22 protein-coding genes are annotated in these 20,473 nt (G+C 73.2%); 5 read left to right on the plus strand and 17 right to left on the minus strand.

Annotation, left to right across the window (positions count from 1 at the left end; translation table 11 throughout):
* Positions 1-57 precede the first annotated feature (57 nt).
* Positions 58-1,566 carry a cupredoxin domain-containing protein gene (locus NBH00_RS21085; protein WP_254570547.1) on the plus strand — a complete coding sequence of 503 codons (1,509 nt, stop codon included), beginning with the start codon at positions 58-60 and terminating at the stop codon, positions 1,564-1,566.
* 78 nt (positions 1,567-1,644) lie between these two features.
* On the opposite strand, the gene pepT is transcribed toward NBH00_RS21085, so the two are convergent.
* Positions 1,645-2,913: a peptidase T gene (gene pepT, locus NBH00_RS21090; RefSeq protein WP_254570548.1), complete on the minus strand. Its 1,269-nt coding sequence runs from the start codon at positions 2,911-2,913 to the stop codon at positions 1,645-1,647.
* Positions 2,914-3,106: 193 nt separating this feature from the next.
* Between pepT and NBH00_RS21095 the strand changes: the two genes are divergently transcribed.
* Positions 3,107-4,147, plus strand: a complete 1,041-nt coding sequence (locus NBH00_RS21095; RefSeq protein ID WP_254570549.1) for an SAM-dependent methyltransferase — start codon at positions 3,107-3,109, stop codon at positions 4,145-4,147.
* Here NBH00_RS21095 and NBH00_RS21100 read toward each other — a convergent pair.
* Genes NBH00_RS21100 through NBH00_RS21130 form a run of 7 tightly spaced genes read right to left on the minus strand, consistent with a single transcriptional unit; the run spans position 4,128 to position 11,568 of the window.
* Positions 4,128-5,054, minus strand: coding sequence for an alpha/beta fold hydrolase (locus NBH00_RS21100; RefSeq protein WP_254570550.1), 927 nt, complete (start codon positions 5,052-5,054; stop codon positions 4,128-4,130). The genes NBH00_RS21095 and NBH00_RS21100 overlap by 20 nt on opposite strands.
* Positions 5,051-5,875 (minus strand): DUF1295 domain-containing protein, encoded by an 825-nt coding sequence (locus NBH00_RS21105; protein WP_254570551.1) that lies wholly within the window; start codon positions 5,873-5,875, stop codon positions 5,051-5,053. Before NBH00_RS21105 ends, NBH00_RS21100 begins: the two co-directional genes overlap by 4 nt.
* Positions 5,876-5,909: 34 nt before the next feature.
* Entirely contained in the window at positions 5,910-6,452 is a 543-nt protein-coding gene (locus NBH00_RS21110; RefSeq protein WP_254570552.1) for a hypothetical protein, read from the minus strand.
* Entirely contained in the window at positions 6,449-7,918 is a 1,470-nt protein-coding gene (locus NBH00_RS21115) for a flavin-containing monooxygenase (RefSeq protein WP_254570553.1), read from the minus strand. Before NBH00_RS21115 ends, NBH00_RS21110 begins: the two co-directional genes overlap by 4 nt.
* A gap of 10 nt (positions 7,919-7,928) precedes the next feature.
* Positions 7,929-8,747, minus strand: coding sequence for an SDR family NAD(P)-dependent oxidoreductase (locus tag NBH00_RS21120; RefSeq protein ID WP_254570554.1), 819 nt, complete (start codon positions 8,745-8,747; stop codon positions 7,929-7,931).
* On the minus strand, positions 8,744-10,171 hold the full coding sequence (locus tag NBH00_RS21125) for a cytochrome P450 (protein WP_254570555.1): 1,428 nt from the start codon (positions 10,169-10,171) through the stop codon (positions 8,744-8,746). The genes NBH00_RS21120 and NBH00_RS21125 overlap by 4 nt, the downstream gene beginning before the upstream one ends.
* Positions 10,168-11,568, minus strand: coding sequence for an ABC1 kinase family protein (locus NBH00_RS21130; RefSeq protein ID WP_254570556.1), 1,401 nt, complete (start codon positions 11,566-11,568; stop codon positions 10,168-10,170). The genes NBH00_RS21125 and NBH00_RS21130 overlap by 4 nt, the downstream gene beginning before the upstream one ends.
* An 87-nt stretch (positions 11,569-11,655) precedes the next feature.
* Here NBH00_RS21130 and NBH00_RS21135 point away from each other — a divergent pair, with 87 nt between their 5' ends.
* Entirely contained in the window at positions 11,656-12,315 is a 660-nt protein-coding gene (locus NBH00_RS21135) for a TetR/AcrR family transcriptional regulator (protein ID WP_254570557.1), read from the plus strand.
* 12 nt (positions 12,316-12,327) lie between these two features.
* Here the strand turns inward: NBH00_RS21135 and NBH00_RS21140 are convergent, their stop codons facing one another.
* The 3 genes from NBH00_RS21140 to NBH00_RS21150 all read right to left on the minus strand — a co-directional run bounded on the left by NBH00_RS21140 (position 12,328) and on the right by NBH00_RS21150 (position 14,746).
* Positions 12,328-13,905, minus strand: coding sequence for a GMC family oxidoreductase (locus NBH00_RS21140; protein WP_254570558.1), 1,578 nt, complete (start codon positions 13,903-13,905; stop codon positions 12,328-12,330).
* A gap of 150 nt (positions 13,906-14,055) precedes the next feature.
* A complete protein-coding gene (locus tag NBH00_RS21145) occupies positions 14,056-14,295 on the minus strand; it encodes a hypothetical protein (protein WP_254570559.1) in 240 nt (79 codons plus the stop codon).
* Positions 14,296-14,383: 88 nt separating this feature from the next.
* A complete protein-coding gene (locus NBH00_RS21150; RefSeq protein WP_254570560.1) occupies positions 14,384-14,746 on the minus strand; it encodes a hypothetical protein in 363 nt (120 codons plus the stop codon).
* Between the two features lie 187 nt (positions 14,747-14,933).
* On the opposite strand from NBH00_RS21150, the gene NBH00_RS21155 reads away from it, so the two are divergent.
* Complete coding sequence (locus NBH00_RS21155) at positions 14,934-15,239, plus strand: hypothetical protein (protein ID WP_254570561.1); 306 nt, start codon at positions 14,934-14,936, stop codon at positions 15,237-15,239.
* Between the two features lie 243 nt (positions 15,240-15,482).
* On the opposite strand, the gene NBH00_RS25340 is transcribed toward NBH00_RS21155, so the two are convergent.
* On the minus strand, positions 15,483-15,617 hold the full coding sequence (locus NBH00_RS25340; protein ID WP_302182658.1) for a hypothetical protein: 135 nt from the start codon (positions 15,615-15,617) through the stop codon (positions 15,483-15,485).
* 51 nt (positions 15,618-15,668) lie between these two features.
* Positions 15,669-15,818 carry a hypothetical protein gene (locus tag NBH00_RS21160; RefSeq protein ID WP_254570562.1) on the minus strand — a complete coding sequence of 50 codons (150 nt, stop codon included), beginning with the start codon at positions 15,816-15,818 and terminating at the stop codon, positions 15,669-15,671.
* A 77-nt stretch (positions 15,819-15,895) separates the two neighbouring features.
* On the opposite strand from NBH00_RS21160, the gene NBH00_RS21165 reads away from it, so the two are divergent.
* Complete coding sequence (locus tag NBH00_RS21165) at positions 15,896-16,642, plus strand: sialidase family protein (protein ID WP_254570563.1); 747 nt, start codon at positions 15,896-15,898, stop codon at positions 16,640-16,642.
* 8 nt (positions 16,643-16,650) lie between these two features.
* Here the strand turns inward: NBH00_RS21165 and NBH00_RS21170 are convergent, their stop codons facing one another.
* From NBH00_RS21170 to NBH00_RS21185, 4 genes are all read right to left on the minus strand, one after another.
* A complete protein-coding gene (locus tag NBH00_RS21170) occupies positions 16,651-18,261 on the minus strand; it encodes a GMC family oxidoreductase (protein ID WP_254570564.1) in 1,611 nt (536 codons plus the stop codon).
* Between the two features lie 85 nt (positions 18,262-18,346).
* Positions 18,347-19,321 (minus strand): patatin-like phospholipase family protein, encoded by a 975-nt coding sequence (locus tag NBH00_RS21175; protein WP_254570565.1) that lies wholly within the window; start codon positions 19,319-19,321, stop codon positions 18,347-18,349.
* Between the two features lie 163 nt (positions 19,322-19,484).
* On the minus strand, positions 19,485-19,760 hold the full coding sequence (locus tag NBH00_RS21180; protein ID WP_254570566.1) for a cytochrome C oxidase subunit IV family protein: 276 nt from the start codon (positions 19,758-19,760) through the stop codon (positions 19,485-19,487).
* The gene (locus NBH00_RS21185) at positions 19,757-20,377 is read right to left on the minus strand and encodes a cytochrome c oxidase subunit 3 family protein (protein WP_254570567.1); all 621 of its coding nucleotides are present in this window, start codon (positions 20,375-20,377) and stop codon (positions 19,757-19,759) included. Before NBH00_RS21185 ends, NBH00_RS21180 begins: the two co-directional genes overlap by 4 nt.
* Between the last annotated feature and the right edge of the window lie 96 nt (positions 20,378-20,473).

Raw genomic sequence — 20,473 nt, forward strand, 5'->3', positions numbered from 1 at the left:
CCGGGCGGACACACGGACGATGGACGCCGGGGCTCCCGGGCGTCACCGTAGGTCGTGATGCCCGCGCGCCGGCCCGCCCTCCGCTGCCCGGCCGCGCTCGTCGCGGCCCTGGCGCTCCTCGCCCTGGGGACCGCGGTCGCGCCCGCGTCCGCCGCGGTGACGCCGGCGCGTGTCCTCACCCAGGACACCTACCCGTCGGCGACCTATCCGGGCCTGCAGCACCTGCACTACCGCTACGGGCCGGTCCACCTCTCCCCCGGGCAGAACCTCATCCAGCTCGGCGGCATCGGGGCGTCGGGCCGCCCGTCGGTGCCCGGCTGGATCACGGCCTTCCGCCCGAACCTCACCTACCTCGACGGGCGGGTCCCCGACGTCGACGTCGTCCACCTGCACCACGGCGTCTGGCTCGTCGACGGCGAGCGGCGCTGGGCGAGCGGCGAGGAGAAGACGAACAGCGACCTGCCGCAGGGGTTCGGCTGGCGCTACGACCCGGGCCAGCAGTGGGTCATGAACCACATGATCCACGACCTCTACCCGACCGAGGCCGACGTCTACATCACATGGGACATCGACTTCCTCCCGGACACCGCGCCGGCGGCCGCCTCGATCAGGCCGGTGACGACGAAGTGGATGGACGTCTCGGGCCCGTCGGCCTACCCGGTCTTCGACGCGCTGCGCAAGAAGGGCCGCAGGACGTTCACGTTCCCCGACCAGGCCGCGCCGGGCGCGCGCGGCCTCGGCCCCGAGCACGAGTGGACGGTCGAGCGCGACCAGACCCTCGTCGCGACGGCGGGCCACCTGCACCCCGGCGGCCTGCACACCGACCTCACCGTCACCCGCGACGGGCGCACCGTGAAGCTCTTCCGCTCGACCGCGCGCTACTTCGAGCCCGCCGGGCCCGTGTCGTGGGACGTCGCGATGACCGCAACCCGCCCGTCCTGGCGGGTGCAGCTGAAGCGGGGCGACGTCGTCCGCCTGTCCGGCACCTACGACGTCTCGCGCGCCTCGTGGTACGAGTCGATGGCGATCATGCTCGTCGCGCGGTACCTCGGGACCGACGCGGGCGGGGTGGACCCGTTCGTCACCGCGCCGCGGACCACGGGCATCGTCACCCACGGGCACCTCGGGGAGAACGACAACCACGGCGGGGGGCGGCACGTGCTCCCCGACGCGCGCGAGATGCTGAACGGGCGCCCGGCCGCCGGGTCGATCGCCGTCGCCGAGTTCCTGTCCGCCCGCGGCGACCTGAACGTCATGGGCCGCACGCTGCCGACCGTCCGCCACGGCGCGCGCCTGACGTTCGTCAACCGGGACGCGGCGAAGGACATCTACCACACGATCACCGCCTGCCGGGTCCCCTGCGACCGCGACGCCGGCATCGCCTACCCGCTCGCCGACGGCCCCGTCGACTTCGACTCCGGCGAGCTGGGCTACGGCCCCGCGAACCTCACCGCGGCGAAGGGGACCGACCGCTGGTCGACCCCCGCGAACCTCCCGCCGGGGACCTACACGTACTTCTGCCGCGTGCACCCGTTCATGCGCGGCGGGTTCCGCGTCACGCGCTGATCCTCGCCCGGGGGCCCGGACGCCGTCGACTGTCAGCTCAGGCCGGACTGCTCCGCGTGAGCTGTCAGTCGGCGTGGCCTACCGCTCAGCCGCCCACTCCGCCGCGAGGTGGACGATGACCGCGGCGGCCGCGGCCATGTCCTGCAGCGAGGCCCACTCGCGGCACGAGTGGTAGGCGTGCCCGCCGGTGAAGATGTTCGGCGTCGGGAGGCCGCGGGCGCTGAGGACCGAGCCGTCGGTGCCGCCGCGGATCGGCTCGCGCAGCGGCTCCAGGCCCTCGGCGCGGATCGCCGCGATCGCGTGCTCGGTCACCTCGGGGAAGGGCTCCAGGTGCGCGCGCATGTTCGGGTACTGGTCGGCGACCTCGATCGTGACCGACGCGCCCGGCGTCTGCGCGACGACGTCCTCCGCGGTCTGCCGCAGCAGCGCCACGTGTCCGTCGAGCCGGTCGTCGTCGAAGTCGCGGAGGATCGCGCGCACCGTCGCGGTCGCCGCCTCGCCGCTCGTCTCGTAGACGTGGATGAACCCGTCGCGGCCTGACGTCGTCTCGGGGGTCAGGTCGTCGGGGAGGGCGGCGACGATCTTCGCCGCGACGCGCGCCGCGTTGACGAGGATGCCGGTGGCGAACCCCGGGTGCACGTCGACACCGGTGACGGTGATCGTCGCCTCCTTCGCGGAGAACGTCTCGTCCTGGATCTCCCCGAGCGACGAGCCGTCCATCGTGTAGGCGCACTGCGCGCCGAAGGCCTCGACGTCGAAGAGCGACGCGCCGAGGCCGACCTCCTCGTCGGGTGTGAAGCAGATGCGCAGCGTCGGGCGTGGCAGCTCCGGGCGCGCGGCGAGGTGCGCGATCGCGGTCATGATCTCGGCGACGCCGGCCTTGTCGTCGGCGCCGAGCAGCGTGTCCCCGGAGGAGGTGACGACGTCGTGGCCGGCGCGCGAGGCGAGGTGCGGCTCCGCGCGAGGGTCCAGGACGGTGCCGCCCTTCGGGAGCGTGATGACGCCGCCGTCGTACGCGCGGTGGACGAGCGGGACGACGCCCGCGCCGGGCGCGTCCGGGCTCGTGTCGACGTGGGAGACGAGGCCGACGACGACGCCCGGGTCCCCGCCCCCGGACGCGGCGAGCGTCGCGGTGACGTAGCCGTTGCCGTCGAGCGCGGCGTCCGTCGGGCCGAGGGCGAGCAGCTCGTCGACGAGCAGCCGCGACAGGTCGAGCTGCCCCGGCGTGCTCGGGCTCTCCGTCCGCCCGCGCGCCGACTGCGTGTCGATGCGGACGTAGCGGTCGAAGCGGGCGAGGAGGTCCTCGGCGAGGGACGCGGCGAGCGGGGACGTGAAGGGCGCGGTCATGACGGGTCCCACCGTAGCCAGCCCGCCGCGCCCCGGGTTCCTCGGCCCGTCCGGCGCGGCGTGCGGGCTCGTGGGGTCATATGTCCCACTCGACCGCACGCCGCGCCGTTCGCGCCGCGCCGGGGGCGGCCCGTCTCCCGGAGCCACGCCCGCGGTGATCCGCCGCCGCCTCCCGCCCGAATGAAGGCCGAGTATGAGCGCCCTTCGTTACCGCCTCCTCGACGCCGGCCTCGGTGCCGGCCTCGTCCCCGACATCGCCCTGCGGATCGGCTCCCGCTACGGCGCGCACTGGCGTGAGCGCCACGAGGGCCGCGGCGGCGTCGTCGCCCAGGAGGCGCGCCTCACCGCGCTCCTGGACCGCATGACGAGCGGCCCCATCGCCGAGGTCCCTGAGAAGGCGAACGAGCAGCACTACGAGCTGCCGGCCGAGTTCCTCGGCATCGTCCTCGGCCCGCGGCGCAAGTACTCCGGCTGCCTCTGGGAGGACGGCACGACGACCCTCGCCGAGGCGGAGGAGGCGATGCTCGCGCTGAGCTGCAGGCGGGCGGGCGTCGAGGACGGCATGCGCATCCTCGACCTCGGCTGCGGCTGGGGGTCGCTGTCGCTGTGGCTCGCCGAGCAGTACCCGAAGGCCCGCATCACCGGCGTCTCGAACTCCCACGGCCAGCGGGAGTGGATCGAGTCCCAGGCGACGGCCCGGGGCCTCACGAACCTCCAGATCATCACCGCCGACGTGAACACGTTCACCCCCGAGGGCCGCTTCGACCGCGTCATGTCGATCGAGATGTTCGAGCACATGCGCAACTGGCAGGAGCTCCTCCGCCGCATCTCCACCTGGCTCGAGGACGACGGCAAGCTCTTCGTGCACGTCTTCAGCCACCGCACGCTCCCGTACCTCTTCGAGTCGACGTGGGCGGCCGAGCGCTTCTTCACCGCCGGCCTCATGCCCTCACACGACCTGCTGCCGCGCTTCCAGCGCGACCTCGTCCTCGAGGAGCGCTGGGTCGTCCCCGGCACGCACTACGCGAAGACGCTCGTCGCGTGGCTCGCCCAGCTCGACGCGCGCCGGAGCGAGGCGATCGCGCTCCTGCGCGCCGACGGCCGCTCCAGGCGCCAGGCGAAGGTCCTCTTCGGCGGCTGGCGCCTCTTCCTCCTCTCGACCGACGAGATCTGGAAGTACAAGGGCGGCGACGCGTGGCTCGTCAGCCACTACCTCATGGGCAAGCGCGGCTGACACCCCTCGCCGCCCGCCGCGCCGTCCGCTCGATCCCGTCGAGGACGGCGGGCCACGTCCAGCGCGCGAGGTCGTGGCCCATGTCCGGGAGCTCGAGCAGCTCGGCCCCTCCGATCGCGGCGGCGGTCGCGCGGCCGCCGCTCGGAAGGACGACGCGGTCGTGGAGGCCGTGGACGACGAGCGCGGGCATCGTGAGCCGGCCGAGGTCGGCGGTGCGGTCGCGCTCGGCGAGGATCGCCGCGAGCTGGCGGCCCGACCCCGTCCCGTCGCCCTCCTCGCGGGCCATCGAGCGGCGCATGACGACGCGGACGTCCTCGTCGTCCTCCTCGGTCCGCCCGCGCGAGCCGATGCGGTGGAAGGACCTCACGAGGTGCTCGACCGCGCCGGCCGGATCGCTCGGGCCCCGCCGCAGGAACTCGGGGATCATCCGGCGCGAGACCTTGCCCGTGCGCCCGTCCCCCGGCCGCCCCATGATCGAGACGAGCGACCGCGTGAGGTCCGGGTGGCGGATCGCGATCTCCTGCGCGACGAAGGAGCCAAGCGAGACGCCGACGACGTGCGCGCCCGCCGGGTCGAGCGCCGCGACGAGCCCGGCCGCGTCGTCCGCCATGTCCCCGAGCGTGTAGGTCGGCGCCGCCCGGCGCCGCAGGAAGCCGAGGGCGGACACCCCCGGCCCGCTGAGGTGCGTCGAGCGCCCGACGTCGCGGTTGTCGAAGCGGACGACCCGGAACCCGCGCGCCACGAGATCGGCGCAGAAGTCGTCCCGCCACCAGCAGAGGTCCAGCCCGAGGCCCATGACGAGCAGGACGAGGGGCGCGTCCGGCTCGCCGAGATCCTCGTACGCGAGGCGGATCCCCCGGCCGACGTCGCAGACGCGCTCGGCACTGCCGGCCCGCGCGGCCCTCACGAGCGCGCCCCCCGTGGCCCCTTCCGGGGCGGCAAGGGCACGAAGCCGCTCGTGCGCTCGATGTACGCCGCGTAGCCCGGCCGCCGCATGCCGATGTCCTTCTCGAGCAGGCCGGCCCCCGACACGCGCACGAGCAGCAGCGTCATGACCGCCGGCCCGATCGCCGTCCACCAGACGCCCGAGGCGGTCACCGCGACGAGCCACAAGCCCCACCACACGCACGCGTCGCCGAAGTAGTTCGGGTGGCGGGTGTAGCGCCACAGACCGCGGTCCATGACCTGCCCCCTGCTCGCCGGGTCGGCCTTGAACGCGCGCAGCTGGGCGTCGCCGATCGTCTCGAAGGCGAGGCCGACCGCCCACACGACGACGCCCGGGACCGCCCACAGCCCCATGCGGTCGTCGACGCCCGCGGCCACGGACAGCGGCAGCGACACGACGAGCACGAGCAGCGCCTGCGTCCCGAAGACCATCCGCAGCGACCACAGGACGAAGCGGTCGCCCTGCTTCTCGCGCATGACCGCGTAGCGGCGGTCCTCCTCGGGCTCGTGGCGCTTGCGGACCGTCAGGTGCCAGCCGAGCCGTCCGCCCCACAACACGACCATGCCCGCGAGCAGCACGCGCCGCCCGGTGCTGCCGTCCCCCGCGACGAGGCCGACGACGCCGACGAGCGCGAGCGCCGGCCCCCACACCGGGTCGATGATCGAGACGTCCTGCAGCCGGATGCTCAGCAGCCAGACGGCGAGCATGAGCAGGACGACCGCGGCCGCCGCGATGGGCAGGGCGCGGCCGGGGTCGGCGACGGAGAGGGCGAGCGGGGTCACGCCTGCTTCTACGCGCCGGAGGCCCGAGCGGTTCTCAGCCCGCTTCGGTCGCGGTCGCGGCCGCGACCGGTTCAGGCACCGCCGCCGAGGCCGACCGGTCCCGTGACCCGGGCAGCCGCCCGGCGATGCGCCCGATCGGACCGACCGCGCGCTCGAGGCCGCCGGCCGCCGCGGTGAGGTCGTCGATGACCGGCGAGAGCCGCTCGAGGTGATCGAGGATCTGGACGACCGTCTGCTCGACGCTCGCCACCCGCGGGACGAGCTCGGGCAGCGCCGCCGCGTGGCGGGTGAGCGCGGGGAGGGAGCCGGCGCTCGCCGTGAGCTCCGGCAGCGCGCTCGCCGCCGCCGTCAGCTCGGGCAGCGACTCGACCGCATCGGTGAGCCGCTCGAGGTGCTCGGCGACCGTCGCGATCCCGATGAGCGACTGCTCGAAGGACCCGAGCGTGCGGAGCGTCTCGTCGAGCTCGGCGAGGCGGTCGAGCGACTGCAGCGCGCCGGAGAGCCGCTCGAGCGTCTGCGGCAGCTGGACGACCGAGACGACGACCCGCGCGAGCGGCGAGAGCACCGGGACGTTCATGCCGCCGCGCGTATCCGGTAGGGCCCCGGGTCGAAGCGGCGCGTGCGCCGCCGGTAGCCGGCCGCGAAGCCCGGATAGATCGCGAAGTTCCGCCCGGTGTCGTCGAGGTAGTAAGCCTGGCAGCCGCCGTCGGTCCAAACGGACCCTGCGCTGCGGCGGTCGACCTCGTCGACGTAGGCCCGCAGCGCCTCGGGCGTCACCTCGACCCGGTCCACCCCGCCGGCGTCCATCTGCGCGAGCGCGCTCATGACGTAGGCGATCTGCGCCTCGAGCGAGAAGATGACCGAGTTGATCCCGATCGAGTTCGGCCCGAGGAGGATGAACATGTTCGGGAAGCCCGGCACCGCCGACCCGAGGTACGCCCGCGGCGACCGGTCCCACACCTCGCCGAGCGTGCGTCCGCCGAGGCCCGCGATGCGGTGGGCGAGCAGCGAGCGGCTGTACTTGTAGCCGATGGCGGTGATGATCGTGTCGACCTCGCGGCGCGTCCCGTCGGCCGTGACGATCGCCCGCCCGTCGACCTTCGCGATCGGGTCGGTGACGAGCGTGCAGTTGCCGGCGGCGAGCGCGGGGTAGTACGTGTTGGACTGGATCGGGCGCTTGCAGCCGAACCGGTAGCGGGGCGTGAGCTGCTCGCGCAGGACCGGGTCCTTCACCTGGCGGCGCAGGTGCGCGCGGCCGATCGCCTCGATCGGCCCGATGAGCTCCGTCCGTCCGCGGAAGCCGACGCCGAGCGACTCGTAGACGCCGAAGAGGAGGTTGCGCTGCGCGTCCTGCACCGGCGGCAGGAGCTTGTACAGCTGCCGCTCGGCCCACGGCACCGGCCGGTCCACGTGCGGCATGACCCACGGCGGGGTGCGCTGGTAGACGTGGAGCTCGGCGACGTCCGGCTGGATGAGCGGGACGAACTGCGCCGCCGCGGGGCCCGTGCCGATGACGGCGACCCGCTCGCCGCGCAGGTCGTGGTCGTGGTCCCAGCGGGCGGAATGGAAGCGGTGCCCGCGGAACCGCGTCAGCCCCGGGATCGACGGCTCCTCCGGCTCGGCCGTCGCGCCGATCGCGCTGATGAGCAGGTCGGCCGTGAGCTCCTCGCCGTCCGCCGTGCGCACCCGCCAGAGCACGGCGTCCTCGTCCCACGCGCTGTGGGCCATCTCGGTCGCGAAGCGGATGTGCGGGGTGACGCCGTACTCGTCGGCTGTCCGGCGCACGTAGTCGAGGATCTCCTCCTGCCGCGGGAAGAGGCGCGTCCAGCGGGTGTTGCGCGCGAAGGAGTACGAGTAGAGCGTCGCCGGGATGTCGCAGCCGCAGCCCGGGTAGGTGTGCTCGAACCACGTCCCCCCGACCGACGTGTTGCGCTCGAGGATGACGAAGTCCTCGATGCCGGCCTGGCGCAGCCGGACCCCGAGGCCGACCCCGGCGATGCCGGCGCCGACGATGACGAGACGGTGGTGCTGGTTCTCGGACACGGTGGGCCTCCTAGAGCTCCGCCCGGGCGACGAGCGACTGGATCGGCTGCGGCGCGCCGCGCAGCAGCTTGTAGGCGAGGGTGGACTCGAAGCCGACGGGGACGACGTCGCGGTCGCGCCGCGCGCAGTCGAGGACCGCCTTCGCGACGAGGTCCGGCGAGTGGCCCATGCCGAGCGCCTTCTCGGCGCGCGCCCGGCGCGGGACCATGCGGCCGCGGTAGCGCGTGGCGGTGGCGATGGGCGTCGCGATGACGCCGGGGCAGACGACGCTCACGCCGACGCCGTGCGGCCGCCAGTCGGCCCGCAGGCACTGCGACAGCGACACGACCGCGGCCTTCGTCGCGCAGTACGCGGCCATGTGGCGGTTCGGGATGTACGCCGCGCCGGAGGCGATGTTCACGACCTGCCCGCGGCCGCGCGCGACCATCGCGGGCCCGAAGGCGTAGCACCCGTGCGCGACCCCGTCGAGGTTGATCGAGCGCAGCCACTGCCAGTCCTCGAGCGTCGTGTCGAGGAACGGCCCGACGATGCCGACGCCGGCGTTGTTCACGAGCACGTCGACCGCGCCGTCCTCGCGCTCGACCTGCGCCGCCAGCTCGTGCACCGCGCCGGCGTCCGCGACGTCGCAGACGCGGGCGACGGCCGGCGGCGCGCCGAGGGCGGTGCAGGCTTCGGCGACGCGTGCGGCCGCCGCCCCGTCGATGTCGACGACGACGACCGCCGCGCCCGACGCGGCCGCCCGCAGCGCGGTCGCCTCCCCGATGCCGCTCCCGCCGCCGGTGATGACGATGCGGGCGCCCTCGACGTCGATGCCGCGGCCGCCACTCATGAGATGTCCTCGTCCCGGCGCAGCCGAGCCCCTGGGCGGGGCTTCGCCACCATCTTCACGCCGTACCGCGCCCGCAGCGTCAGCGTCGCCTCCGGCTCGACCGGGTGGCCGGGCACGAGGTCGTAGACGAAGTCCCGGCTCATCATCGCGGTGATGAGCGTCGCCTCCATGAGGGCGAAGCTCGTCCCGATGCACACGCGCCGTCCGCCGCCGAACGGCAGGTAGGCGGAGCGGTGACGGCCCTTCGGCGCGTCGCCGAGGAAGCGCGACGGGTCGTACGTCTCGGGGGCCGCCCAGAAGCGGTCGTCGTGGTGGATCGCGTGGATCGGGATGAGGACCGTGGAGCCCTTGGGGATCCGGTGCCCGTCGATGACGTCGTCGCGGGTCGCCGTCCGCGGGATGACCCACGCGGGCGGGTAGAAGCGCATCGCCTCCTGGAAGCAGGCGGTCGTCCACTCGAGCCGCGCGATGTCGGCGGTCGTCGGCCGGTGACCGTCGCCGAGCACCTCGTCGACCTCGGCGAGCATCCGGTCGCGCGCGTCCGGGTTCAGCGCGAGCAGGTACCACATCCACGCGAGCGCGTTCGCGGTCGTCTCGTGCCCGGCGAGCATGAACGTCGTCACCTCGTCGCGGACCCGGCGGAGCGGCAGCGGCCGCCCCTCGTCGTCCCGCACGGTGAGCAGGAGGTTGAGCAGGTCGTCGGTGTCGGTCGGGTGCGCGCGCCGGTCGTCGATGAGCGCCCAGACCGTCTCGTCGACGGTCTTCATGACCCACTGCAGGGGTGCGAGCGGCGGCGGCAGGTACGGCGCCCGGTGGATCGCGCCGGCGAACGCGCGCAGCCCCCAGACCGGCGGCGCGAAGACCATCAGCAGGCGCGTGGCGACCTCGGCGCTGCGCAGCCCGGTCGTGACGACGCGCTTCATCCGGCGCCCGATCTCGCCGAACGCGTGCCCGAAGAGCGCGGTCCCGACGACGTCTATCGTGAGCGCGACCATGTCCCCGGACATGTCGACGCGGACCGGCCCCGACCCGTCCCCGATGTCCGCGACGAAGCGCTCGATCGGGTCGATCATGAGGTCGACCATCCCGCGCACGTGCCGCTTGGACATCGTCGGGTTGAGCATCATCCGGTGGCGGCGCCAGGACTCGTCCTCGTCGGTGAAGAGGTTGAGCCCGAGGACCGCCCGGAGCAGCTCGTACTCGATCGACTTGTGGTACCCGTCGGCGCCCTCGTGGAGGACGTGGTCGACGTAGTCGGGGTGGCGGAGGATGAACTGGCGGCGGCGGCCGATCCGCACCGTGACGATGTCCGAGCCCGGCGCCCCGGTGACGAGGGGCCCGTCGACGTGCAGCCCGCGCGTGAGCATGTCCCACGCGACGGGCAGGCTGTCGAGCGACGGCGTGCGGGCGGCCGTCGTGGTCATGCCGCGACGCCGGTGGTGTACTCGTGCCGCGTCCCGAAGAACGCCGCCTCGGCCTTCCCCAGCCCCGTCCGCGGATCGTCGCCGAGCAGCCACTCGCGGGCGACGTCGAACCACCGGCCCTCCGCCTGGAGCTGGCCGAGCAGCCCGATGACGAGCATGACGCCGCGCATGAGGACGAAGTGCTCGGCGGGCAGCGTCATCTGGTCGAAGCCCTCGTCGCCGCGCATGGCCGTGTAGCGCCGCATCATCTGCGCGGTCTGGCTCGCGTCGATGCGCGTCGGCTCCTCGTCGAGCAGCCACCCGAAGATCGCCTCGTAGTTCTCGTAGAACGGCTGGGCGAGCGCCGGGTCGGCGGGCAGCGCCCCGAGCTCGGCGACGATCTCGAGCAGGCCCATCGGGTCGTTCTCGTGGAGGGCGCGCGTCGTCTTCACGAGGTGGCGCACCTCGTCGTCCCCCATGCGCTTGAAGAAGCCGAAGTCGAGGAAGGCGATGCGGCCGTCCGGCAGGAAGAGCGTGTTGCCGGGATGCGGGTCGCCGTTGAGCAGGCGGTGGCGCATCGGGCCGTTGAGGTAGAAGCGGACGATGATCTCGGCGGCGCGGTCGCGCTCCGCCTGCGACGAGGTGTCCTTGAACTCCGCGAAGCGCATGGCCTCGACGTAGTCGGTGACGATGACCCGCTCGCGGCAGAGGTCGGTCACGACCCCGGGGACGACGGCGAAGGGGTGGCCGCGGTACACGCGCGCCATCGCCTGCTGGTTCGACGCCTCGAGCTCGTAGTCGAGCTCCTCGGTGATGCGCTCGCGGATCTCCCCCGCGATCGCGCCGGTGTCGATCCCGGGCGCGATCGCCGACAGGAGCTTCAGCCCGAGCCGCAGGTTCTGCATGTCGGCGTGGATCGCCTCGGCGATGCCGGGGTACTGCACCTTCACCGCGACGTCACGCCCGTCGTGGAGCGTCGCGCGGTGCACCTGCCCGATCGAAGCCGCGGCGATCGGCTCCGGGTCGATGTCGGCGAAGCTCTCGCGCAGCTTCTCCCCGAGGTCGGACTCGATGACCTTCGTGATCGCCTTGAACGAGACGGGGTCGGCGCCCTGCTGGAGCTGCGCGAGGATCGCCTGGAACTCGGGGCGGATCTCCTCCGGCACCATGCCGAGGTCGACCGCCGAGAGCGTCTGGCCGACCTTCATCGCGGCGCCGCGCATCCCGGCGAAGACCTTCACGAGCGCCTGCGCCGACTTCAGCTGCTGGCGGGAGGCCGCGGCGCGCCGCGCGTCGGAGCTGCCGGCGGTGCGGACCATCGCCCGCGCGGTCGCCTCGCGGGCGGCGACCCCGGCGGCCGTCCCGGTGATGGAGGCGGCGCGCCGGAAGCGGGAGCCGCGGATCTCTTCGTCGCTCAACGTGGTCCTCTGTGTCGGGGGGAAAGGGTGACCCGGCCATTCGTCGATCAACCGAACGGCGAATACGTGGATACAATCACCGTTCAGGTGAACGGTCAAGCGGAGAGCGACCCCCCGGACGGGACGGAGCCCCGGCGGACGACGCGGGCGCAGCAGCGCGCCGCGACGCGCCTGGCGCTGCTCGACGCGACCGCCGCCCAGCTCGTCGAGGAGGGCTACGACGGCCTGACGACGCGCCGGGTCGCCGAGCGCGCCGGCGTCGCCCAGAGCACCCTCATGCACCACTTCCCCACGCGCGAGGCGTTCCTCGTCGAGGCGGTGACGCATCTCGCGATGCGGCTCGCCGACGAGGCGCTCGACGCGATCGACCTCTCCGCGCTGCAGCGGCCCGAGCGCCGCGATGCGGTCCTCGACCAGGCGTGGCGGCAGTTCACCTCGCCGGGGTCCCTCGCCGTCCTGCAGCTGTGGTTCGCCGCGTGGAACGAGCCCGAGGTCGCCGTCGCGCTCCAGGACCTCGAGCGCCGACTGGGGACGATCCTCCTGATGACGGCCTCGACGCTCTTCCCGGAGCAGGCCGACGACCCGCGCTTCCCCGCCCTCATCGACACCGCGGTCTGTCTCATCCGCGGCCTGCTCGTCGGCATCCCGATCTCGGGCCGCGACGCCGTCGACGCCCGCTGGGAGGCGATGAAGCCCCTCCTGCTCGAGACGGCGGCGCAGCTCCTGGACGAGCCGGCCGCCGCCTGAGCGCAGATCCTCCTAGGCGGCCGCCGTCGCGGCCGGCGCGGTCGCGTCGGCCTTGATCAGGTCCGCCGCCTTCTCGGCGATCATGATCACCGGCGCGTTCGTGTTGCCGCGGACGATCGTCGGCATGACCGACGCGTCGACGACGCGCAGACCCTCGACACCGTGGACCTTCAGGCGCGGGTCGACGACCGGCCCGATCGAGCACGTCGACGTCGGGTGGTAGATCGTCATCGTCTGGTCGGCGATGAAGTCGAGCAGCTCCTCGTCGGTCGCGTCGGGCTTCGGCGCGGCGAACTCCCCGGTGATGAACGGCTTCAGCGCGTCCTGCTGGGCGATCTGCAGCCCCACCTTCACGCCCGCGAGCATCGTCGCGCGGTCCTCCTCGGTCGTGAGGTAGTTGTGTTGGATCCGCGGCTTGACGTACGGGCTCGGCGTGCGGAGCGTCACCGCGCCGCGGCTCGTCGGCTTCACGACGCCCGGCCCGAAGGCGACCCCGTGCTCGACCGCCGGCCCGAGGCCCTCCTGCCAGAAGAGCACCGGCGCGCAGTGGAACTGGCAGTCCGGCGCGTCGAGGCCCGGCCGCGTGCGGATGAAGCCGCCCGCCTCCGCGATGTTCGACGACAGCGGGCCGCGGCCCTCGGTCTGCAGCAGCTCGACGTTCTCGGGCGTGAGCGCCGTCATGAGCGACTCGTAGTCCGCGCTCCAGTTCATGAGCGTCATGCAGTGGTCCTGCAGGTTCTGGCCGACCGGGAGGTCCTGGCGGACCTCGATGCCGAAGAGCGGCAGCTGGTCGGCCGGGCCGATGCCCGAGAGCATGAGCAGCTGCGGCGACTGGTACGCGCCGGCGGCGAGGATGACCTCGCGCGAGGCGTGGACCTCCTCGACCGTCCCCGCGTGGTCGATCTCCACGCCGCTCGCGCGATCGCCGTCGAACAGGATCCGCAGCGCCATCGCCTCGGTGATGACCGTGAGGTTCTCGCGGCCCATCACCGGGTGCAGGTAGCGGACGGACGTGCTCGCGCGCATCCCGTTCTCCTGCGTCGTCTGGTAGCGGCCGAAGCCCTCCTGACGGGCGCCGTTGAAGTCCGGGTTCTTCTCGTGCCCGGCCTGCGCGGCCGCCTCGACGAACGCGTCCGCGACGGGGTTCATCGAGCGGCTCTCCTTGACGGTGAGCGGCCCCCCGGTGCCGTGGAACTGGTCGTCGCCGCGCTCGTTGTCCTCGGACTTCTTGAAGTACGGGAGGACGTCGTCATAGCCCCAGCCCTCGGCGCCCATCTCCGCCCACTCGTCGTAGTCGGCGCGGTTGCCGCGGATGTACACCATGGCGTTCATGGAGCTGCAGCCGCCGAGCATCTTGGCCCGCGGCAGGTATGCGCGGCGGTTCTTCAGCCCGGGCTCGGGCTCGGTGCTCATGTCCCAGTCGCGGCGGCCCTTGAAGAGCGCGCCGAAGGCGGCCGGGATGTGGATCTCGTCGTCGGTGTCAGGGCCGCCGGCCTCCAGCAGGGCGACCTTCACCTCGGGGTCCTCGGTCAGGCGGGCGGCGAGCACACAGCCCGCGGAGCCGGCTCCGACGATCACGTAATCGTACATCTGCTCTCCTCTGGACCGGGCACGGGCGGCCGCGGTCGCGTCGATTGAATCCCTCTCGCGCGACGCTATCCGATCGACGTTGACGGCGTGTCAAATCCTGGCGCGCGGCCGCGGGGGACCCCGCCGGGAGCAGGCCGTGTGCGCCGAACGTCAGTTGCAGACGAGGCAGAGCCCCGCGGCGCAGCCACACGCGGCGGCGAACGGCATCCCGCGGACGGGGCGCCACCGGCGGACCCACTGGCGGGCGCTCGCGCTCGTCTGGTCCGCGCCACCGCCGGGCCAGCACTGCTGGCTGATGACGGCGCTCAGGAGCTGGGCGTCCTCGTCGCCCCGCGCGTCGATGGCGCGGATGTGGTCGCCGATCTCGGGCTTGGCGGGCTGGTCGTCCATGGTCCTGTGATCGGTTACCCCGCCGCAGACTGGACGTCACATCCGCCGGCGTGTCCCGGGCGCGCGCCCGGGACACCCCGGCCCCGGATCAGGCAGCCTGGCCGACGCGACCGGCCGCCTCGGCGTACATCGCCATCTGCCGCGCCACCCCGTCGTTGCAGAAGCCCTCGACGTGGCGCAGGCCGTCGACGACGAGCCCCGCGTCGACCGTGTTGCGCATGAACTCCGGGTCGTCCCGCACCGCGGCGATCTGCGCCGCCGTGCCCCGGACCTGCATGTAGCCGTCGAGGCCGGCGTTCGGCGCCAGCAGCGCCACGTCGAACCCTTCGATGCGCCCGTCCTGCTCCATCCGGCCGAGGATCCCCAGCGCCTCGTCGAACACCTCGAGGGCGCGTTCCTCGCGGCCCCTCGCGACGTCCCCCCATCCGATGAACAGCATGCGGTCGGCCATGCCGACCTCCCTTCGCTCGCGGCCCGGTCGGGACGGCCGAGCCTGACCCGATGACTCTCCCACCGGCCCCGCCCATGATGCAACGTAAATCTGTGCGTTCTGAGCGCGGCCGCGCCCCCTGTCCGGCGGCCCCGGGCAGGTGTAGCGTCCACGCGCACCCGCACAGCACCAGCCGCCGGAGGCCCCGATGAAGGTCAACCGCGCCCGCACCGCGCTCGCCTGCCTGGTCACCGCCACATGCCTCGCGAGCCCCGCGCTCGCCGATCCCGTCGTCTTCTCGGGCAGCCCCGCCGCGCCCTTCCCGCAGAACAAGCAGAACGAGCCGGCGGTCGCCGTCGACCCGCTGAACCCGGCACTGCTCATCAGCGGCGCGAACGACGAGGTCGACGAGCCGGCCTGCGCCGGATCGGACTGCTCGTTCGTCGCCGGCGTCGGCAACTCCGGCGTCTCGTTCTCCACCGACGGAGGCTCGACCTGGACGCAGCCGACCTAACGCGGGCTCACGGGCCGGCCGTCGGGCGGGACCCCGGCCTCCCCCCCGCACGACCTACGTCGGGCCGATCGGCACCGTGCCGAACTACTACGAGGCGGGGCTCGTCTCCGACGGCGACCCGTCGGTCGCCTTCGGGCCGAAGCACATCGCCGGCGGCTTCACCTGCGCGCAGGGCCCGCAGGCGTACTACGCGTCACTCACCGCGAACCTCGCGACGGCGAAGTCCGACGAGACGTTCAAGGGCTACGAGGCGATGGCGGTCTCCCACACGACGAACCTGAGCAAGGCGATCGCCGGCTCGGCGACGAGCGACAACGGCTGGAGCGCGCCGAGCGTCATCTCGTCGACGAAGCAGAGCGCCGTCACGTTCTCCGACAAGGAGGCGCTCACCGTCGACGGCGCCGCCGGCAGCCCGTACTTCGGCTACGCCTACGTCTGCTGGACCGACTTCCGCTCCAACTCGTCCGGCGGGCAGCCGATCGTCGTCTCCCGCTCCCGTGACGGCGGCGACACGTGGACCTCGCCGATGGCGATCACCCCCGCCTCGGCGTCGAAGACCGGCCGCCAGGGCTGCGACATCAAGACCGACGCGAGCGGCGTCGTCTACGCGTTCCTCGAGAGCCGAGGTCCAGGGCAACCGGGGCAACGGCATCCTCATGGCGCGCTCCTTCGACGGCGGCCGGTCGTTCGACCGTCCGCGCCCCGTCGCGGACGTCGTCGACATCGGGCAGCCGAGCTTCACCTCGGCCGGCTACACCGACATCGACGGGGTCGCCGGCGCGCGGGCGGACTCCTTCCCGCACGTCGCGATCGCGGGCTCGACGATCGTCCTCGCCTGGGCCGACGGGCGCCTCGGCCTCGGCCAGGAGCAGGAGCTCGCCCAGGTCTCGCGCGACCGCGGCGTGACGTGGAGCGCGCCGGTGAACATCGCCCTGCCGGGGGACCGGCCGGTGATGCCCGGCGTCGCGCTGTCGCCCGACGCGTCGACGCTCTACTCGGTCTACTCGGCCGACCGCGACCCGTTCCGCGACTCGCTCACCGGGTCGCGACGCTTCCTCGGCGTCCTGCTCAGCGTGCCCGTCACGGCCACGGGCTTCGGCGTCCCGGTCCAGGCCGCCGCGGAGAGCGCGGACGGCGACGGCCGCGCGTCGTCCGCCAACGCCCTCGGCGACGAGTTCATCGGTGACTACAACCAGGTGGCGGCGACCCCGGCCGGGGCGGTCGGGGTCTACACGAGCCTCCACGACGCCGCGCAGTGCGACGCCGTCAACGCCTACCGGCAGGGACTGGTGGACGCCGCGCAGGGCTCGGCGACGGCCGCGCCGCCGAAGCCGGCGCCGATCGAGGACTGCGCGAGCGGCGCCTTCGGCAACACCGAGATCAAGGCGCTCGTCACGCCGTAGGACCGGGGCTACGCCACGGCGCTCCGCTCACGGCGGAGCGCCGTCCGGCCGAGGATGAGGTCGGACGCCTTCTCGCCGATCATCACGCACGGCGCGTGGGTGTTGCCGCGCGTGATCGTCGGCATGACGGACGCGTCGGCGACCCGCACGCCGTCGAGGCCGCGGACGCGGAGCTCGGCGTCGAGGACCGCCTGCTCGCCGTCCCCCATCGCGCAGGTGCCGACGGGGTGGTAGATGAGCATGAGCCGCCGGCGGATGTCCGCCTCGATCGCGTCGCGGTCGACCGCGTCGGGGCCGGGGGTGATCTCGTGCGTGACGACCTCGGCGAGCGGGCTCTCCGCCGCGATGCGCCGCGCGAGCTCGACGCCGGCGACGAGCGCGTCGAGGTCCTCCGGCTCCGACAGCGAGTTCGTGAGGATGCGCGGCTTGTCGGCCGGATCGGCGGAGCGCAGCCACACCTTCCCCCGCGACTTCGGCGCGACGAGCACCGGGCCGATGACGATCGCGTCCCCGGGGTACTCGACCGACCCGTGGTCGTCGAAGTAGGCCGCGCCCATGTGGAGCTGCAGGTCGGCCGCCGCGAGGCCGGGCCGGCTGCGGACGAACGCGTTGACCTCGGCGACCGTCGAGGTCAGCGGCCCGGAGCGGCGGAGGATCCACTCGGCGAGCGGCTTCGGCTTGTCGGCGCCGTAGAGGGTCCCGGACTCGCTCACGGCGAAGTTCACGGTCTGGAACGGGTGGTCCTGGAGGTTCGCGCCGACGCCGGGCAGGTCGTGGATCGGCTTGACGCCGACGGCCTGCAGGTCGGCGGGGTCGCCGATGCCGGAGAGCTGGAGCAGCTGCGGTGAGCCGATCGCGCCCGCCGCGAGGATGACCTCGGCCCCGGCGCGGACGAGCCGGCTGCCGCCGCGCCGGCCGCGGTAGTGCACCCCGGTGACGCGCGTGCCCTCGAGCGCGAGCCGCTCGACGAGGACGTTCGTGCGGATCTCGAGGTTCGGGCGGCCGCGGGCCGGGGTGAGGAACGCGTCGGCCGAGCTCCACCGCCGGCCGCCCTTCTGGAGGACCTGGAACATCGAGACGCCGTCCTGCTCGGGGCCGTTGTAGTCGGCGATGCGGGGGATGCCCGCGGCCTCGCTCGCGGCGAGGATGCGCCGGTCGAGCTTCCGTGGTGAGCGCTGCTCGCTGACGTGCAGCTCGCCGCCGACCCCGTGGTACTCGGAGGCGCCGCGCGCGTTGTGCTCGGAGCGCATGAAGTACGGCAGGACGTCCTCCCAGCCCCAGCCCGTCGCGCCGGCGCGGACCCAGCTCTCGTAGTCGAGCGGGCAGCCGCGGACGTAGAGCATCGCGTTCATCGAGCTCGACCCGCCGAGCGACTTGCCGCGCGGCACGTAGAGGCTGCGGCCGTCGACGTGCGGCTCCGGCTCGGTCGCGAAGTCCCAGTCGAGCTTCGTGTGGAACTGGTTCGGGAACGCAGCGGGGATCTTGATGTTCGGGCTGCGGTCGCGGCCCCCGGCCTCGAGCAGCAGGACGCGCGTGCCCGGGTCGGCGCTGAGGCGGTTGGCGAGGACGCAGCCCGCCGAGCCGGCACCGACGATGACGTAGTCGAACGAATCGCTCATGCCCTCACCCTACGGGGGACCGATGAGGGCGGGACCACCGTGCGGTCACCTCGGCCGTGCTTGACGGCGGCCGCCCGCCCGCCGCTCAGGCGGCGAGGAGCCGGGGCTCCGGCCGCGGCGCCGGCCCGGGGAGCGCGACGCCGGCCAGCAGCTCGTCGAGGCGCGCGCCGACCGACGCGCGCCCCGTCTCCATGACGAGCCGGCTGCGCGAGCGGTCCATGACCTGCAGGCCCATCGCGCGCAGGTCGTCGCCCGCCGGCCCGATGACCGCGACCTCCGTGCCCGCCGCGCGCAGCTGCCGGACCTCCTGGTCCAGTCGCCAGGCGGTCGCGCGCCGGACCGCGCCGAAGAGCGTCGAGTCGAGGACCGAGCCGCGGTGGCGTGACGCGAAGGGCGAGAGGCAGAGCACGACGTCGCACTCCAGCCCGAGCAGCGAATCGGCGTTCGAGAAGGACGCGAGGCCGCCGTCGATGTACTCGCGGCCGCCGATGCGCACCGGCCGGTAGTAGGCGGGCACGGCGCACGAGGCGACGACCGCGTCCGCGACGTCGGCGGCCGGGGCGTCGGGGTGGCCGAAGGCGACGCGGGCGCCGGTGCGCACGTCGCAGGCGTGCAGCAGGAGCTGGGTGTGCCGCGGCCAGCCGTGCCGGACGGCGGCGTGCGTGAGGCCGCGGATCTCGTCGCCCGCGCGCCAGCCGCGCGGGACGAGGCCCTGCAGCGAGGCGACGCGGTGGCGCGGGTCGGCGGCGACGAGTCCGCCGAGCGCGAGCCGGAGCGAGCCCGGCAGCAGCGGCGGACGACCGGGCGCGGTCGCGCGCCCGCGGCCACCGGTGGCCTGGCGGATCGCCCGCTCCAGTCGCTCGGGCTGCTCGGCCATCGCGAGGAGGTCCGCGGACGGGATCCCGGCCGCGGTGACGACGGCGGCGACCGCCCCCGCCGAGGTCCCGGCGATGACGTCGGCCGTGCGGGGGTCCCACCCGCTGTGCTCGCGGACCGCCTCGAGCGCGCCGACGAGCCAGGCGATCCCCGTGATCCCGCCGGCGCCCAGCACAAGTCCCACCCGCGTCATGGGGGCAGGTAGCCCCGTCCCGGCGCCCCGGTTACGCGCGTCCCCCCGAACGGGGGGCGGCCGGCGCGCGGGAGGTGAATGAAGATTCACGGTGTCATGAGCACCGTGAACCTTCATTCAGCCGGCGCCGAGGCGGTCCGGACCGGCGTCCGCCTCACTCGATGACGAACATGAGGATGACGGTCGTGCAGACGACGAAGCAGTAGCCCTCGAAGATCATCCGCAGCGGCAGCGGGGCGTGGCGGAGCTCCATGAAGTAGAGCCCGACGAAGCGCACCTTGATGAAGGCCACGACGAGGATGAGGATGCTCGCGGTCTGCTCGTTGCTGACCCCGTGATCGGTGCCGAGCCACCACGACGTGAGCGTCGCGGCGATGAGGATCCCCCAGACGACGGAGACCGGATGACGGAGCAGGGCGGCGCGGGTCATTTCACGAGGTACAGCAGCGGGAACAGGACGATCCACAGCAGGTCCACCATGTGCCAGAAGCAGGCGCCGCCCTCGACGAAGGCGAACTGCCGGACGGTCAGCGCCGGCTTCCGGGACTGCACGAACAGGTAGGTCAGGACGAGCATGCCGAGGATGAGGTGGAAGAAGTGCAGCCCCGTGAGGATGAAGTAGTACATCCAGAAGTCGTTGGTCGCGGGCTTGATCCCGTGGCTGAACTTCTCGCTCCACTCGAGGTACTTCATGAACGCGAATCCGAGCCCGCAGCCGATCGCGCCGAGGAACATCGCCGGCGCGAGGCCGCGGATGTCGTGGCGGATCGCGCGGATCCCGGTGATGACCATCATCGAGCTCGAGAGCAGCAGCAGCGTGTTGATCGCGCCGTAGTTCTGGTTGAGGATCGCCTGCGAGTGGTCGAAGAGGACGGGGTGCTTCGACCGGGCGTCGATGAACACGCCGAACAGCAGCGCGAACACCGTCATGTCGCCGAGGATGAAGATCCACGTCCCCTCCTCGCCGGGGATGTGCTTCGCGGGCTTCCCCGACGCCGGGGACTCAGGCCCGGTGGCGTCGGCTTCGGACTCGGCGACGGTGCTCACAGCGCGCCGACCCTACCACGGGGTGAACGCTCGTGAACCCCGTTCACGCCGCCACCCGGTCGGCGGTCGAACCGGGCCTTCTGCGACGCCGGTGAG

The organism is Paraconexibacter antarcticus, assembly GCF_024220175.1.
GTDB classification, from domain to species: domain Bacteria; phylum Actinomycetota; class Thermoleophilia; order Solirubrobacterales; family Solirubrobacteraceae; genus Paraconexibacter; species Paraconexibacter antarcticus.

Coding starts and splice junctions, on each gene's coding strand:
- NBH00_RS21180 (WP_254570566.1), bottom strand. CDS start 19,760: ATGACCCGCGCCGCCCTGCTCCGTCATCCGGTCTCCGTCGTCTGGGGG.
- NBH00_RS21095 (WP_254570549.1), top strand. CDS start 3,107: ATGAGCGCCCTTCGTTACCGCCTCCTCGACGCCGGCCTCGGTGCCGGC.
- NBH00_RS21165 (WP_254570563.1), top strand. CDS start 15,896: ATGGCGCGCTCCTTCGACGGCGGCCGGTCGTTCGACCGTCCGCGCCCC.
- NBH00_RS21125 (WP_254570555.1), bottom strand. CDS start 10,171: ATGACCACGACGGCCGCCCGCACGCCGTCGCTCGACAGCCTGCCCGTC.
- NBH00_RS21170 (WP_254570564.1), bottom strand. CDS start 18,261: ATGAGCGATTCGTTCGACTACGTCATCGTCGGTGCCGGCTCGGCGGGC.
- NBH00_RS21155 (WP_254570561.1), top strand. CDS start 14,934: ATGAAGGTCAACCGCGCCCGCACCGCGCTCGCCTGCCTGGTCACCGCC.
- NBH00_RS21110 (WP_254570552.1), bottom strand. CDS start 6,452: ATGAACGTCCCGGTGCTCTCGCCGCTCGCGCGGGTCGTCGTCTCGGTC.
- NBH00_RS21140 (WP_254570558.1), bottom strand. CDS start 13,905: ATGTACGATTACGTGATCGTCGGAGCCGGCTCCGCGGGCTGTGTGCTC.
- NBH00_RS21085 (WP_254570547.1), top strand. CDS start 58: ATGCCCGCGCGCCGGCCCGCCCTCCGCTGCCCGGCCGCGCTCGTCGCG.
- NBH00_RS21120 (WP_254570554.1), bottom strand. CDS start 8,747: ATGAGTGGCGGCCGCGGCATCGACGTCGAGGGCGCCCGCATCGTCATC.
- NBH00_RS21150 (WP_254570560.1), bottom strand. CDS start 14,746: ATGGCCGACCGCATGCTGTTCATCGGATGGGGGGACGTCGCGAGGGGC.
- NBH00_RS21145 (WP_254570559.1), bottom strand. CDS start 14,295: ATGGACGACCAGCCCGCCAAGCCCGAGATCGGCGACCACATCCGCGCC.
- pepT (WP_254570548.1), bottom strand. CDS start 2,913: ATGACCGCGCCCTTCACGTCCCCGCTCGCCGCGTCCCTCGCCGAGGAC.
- NBH00_RS21160 (WP_254570562.1), bottom strand. CDS start 15,818: ATGTCGCAGCCCTGGCGGCCGGTCTTCGACGCCGAGGCGGGGGTGATC.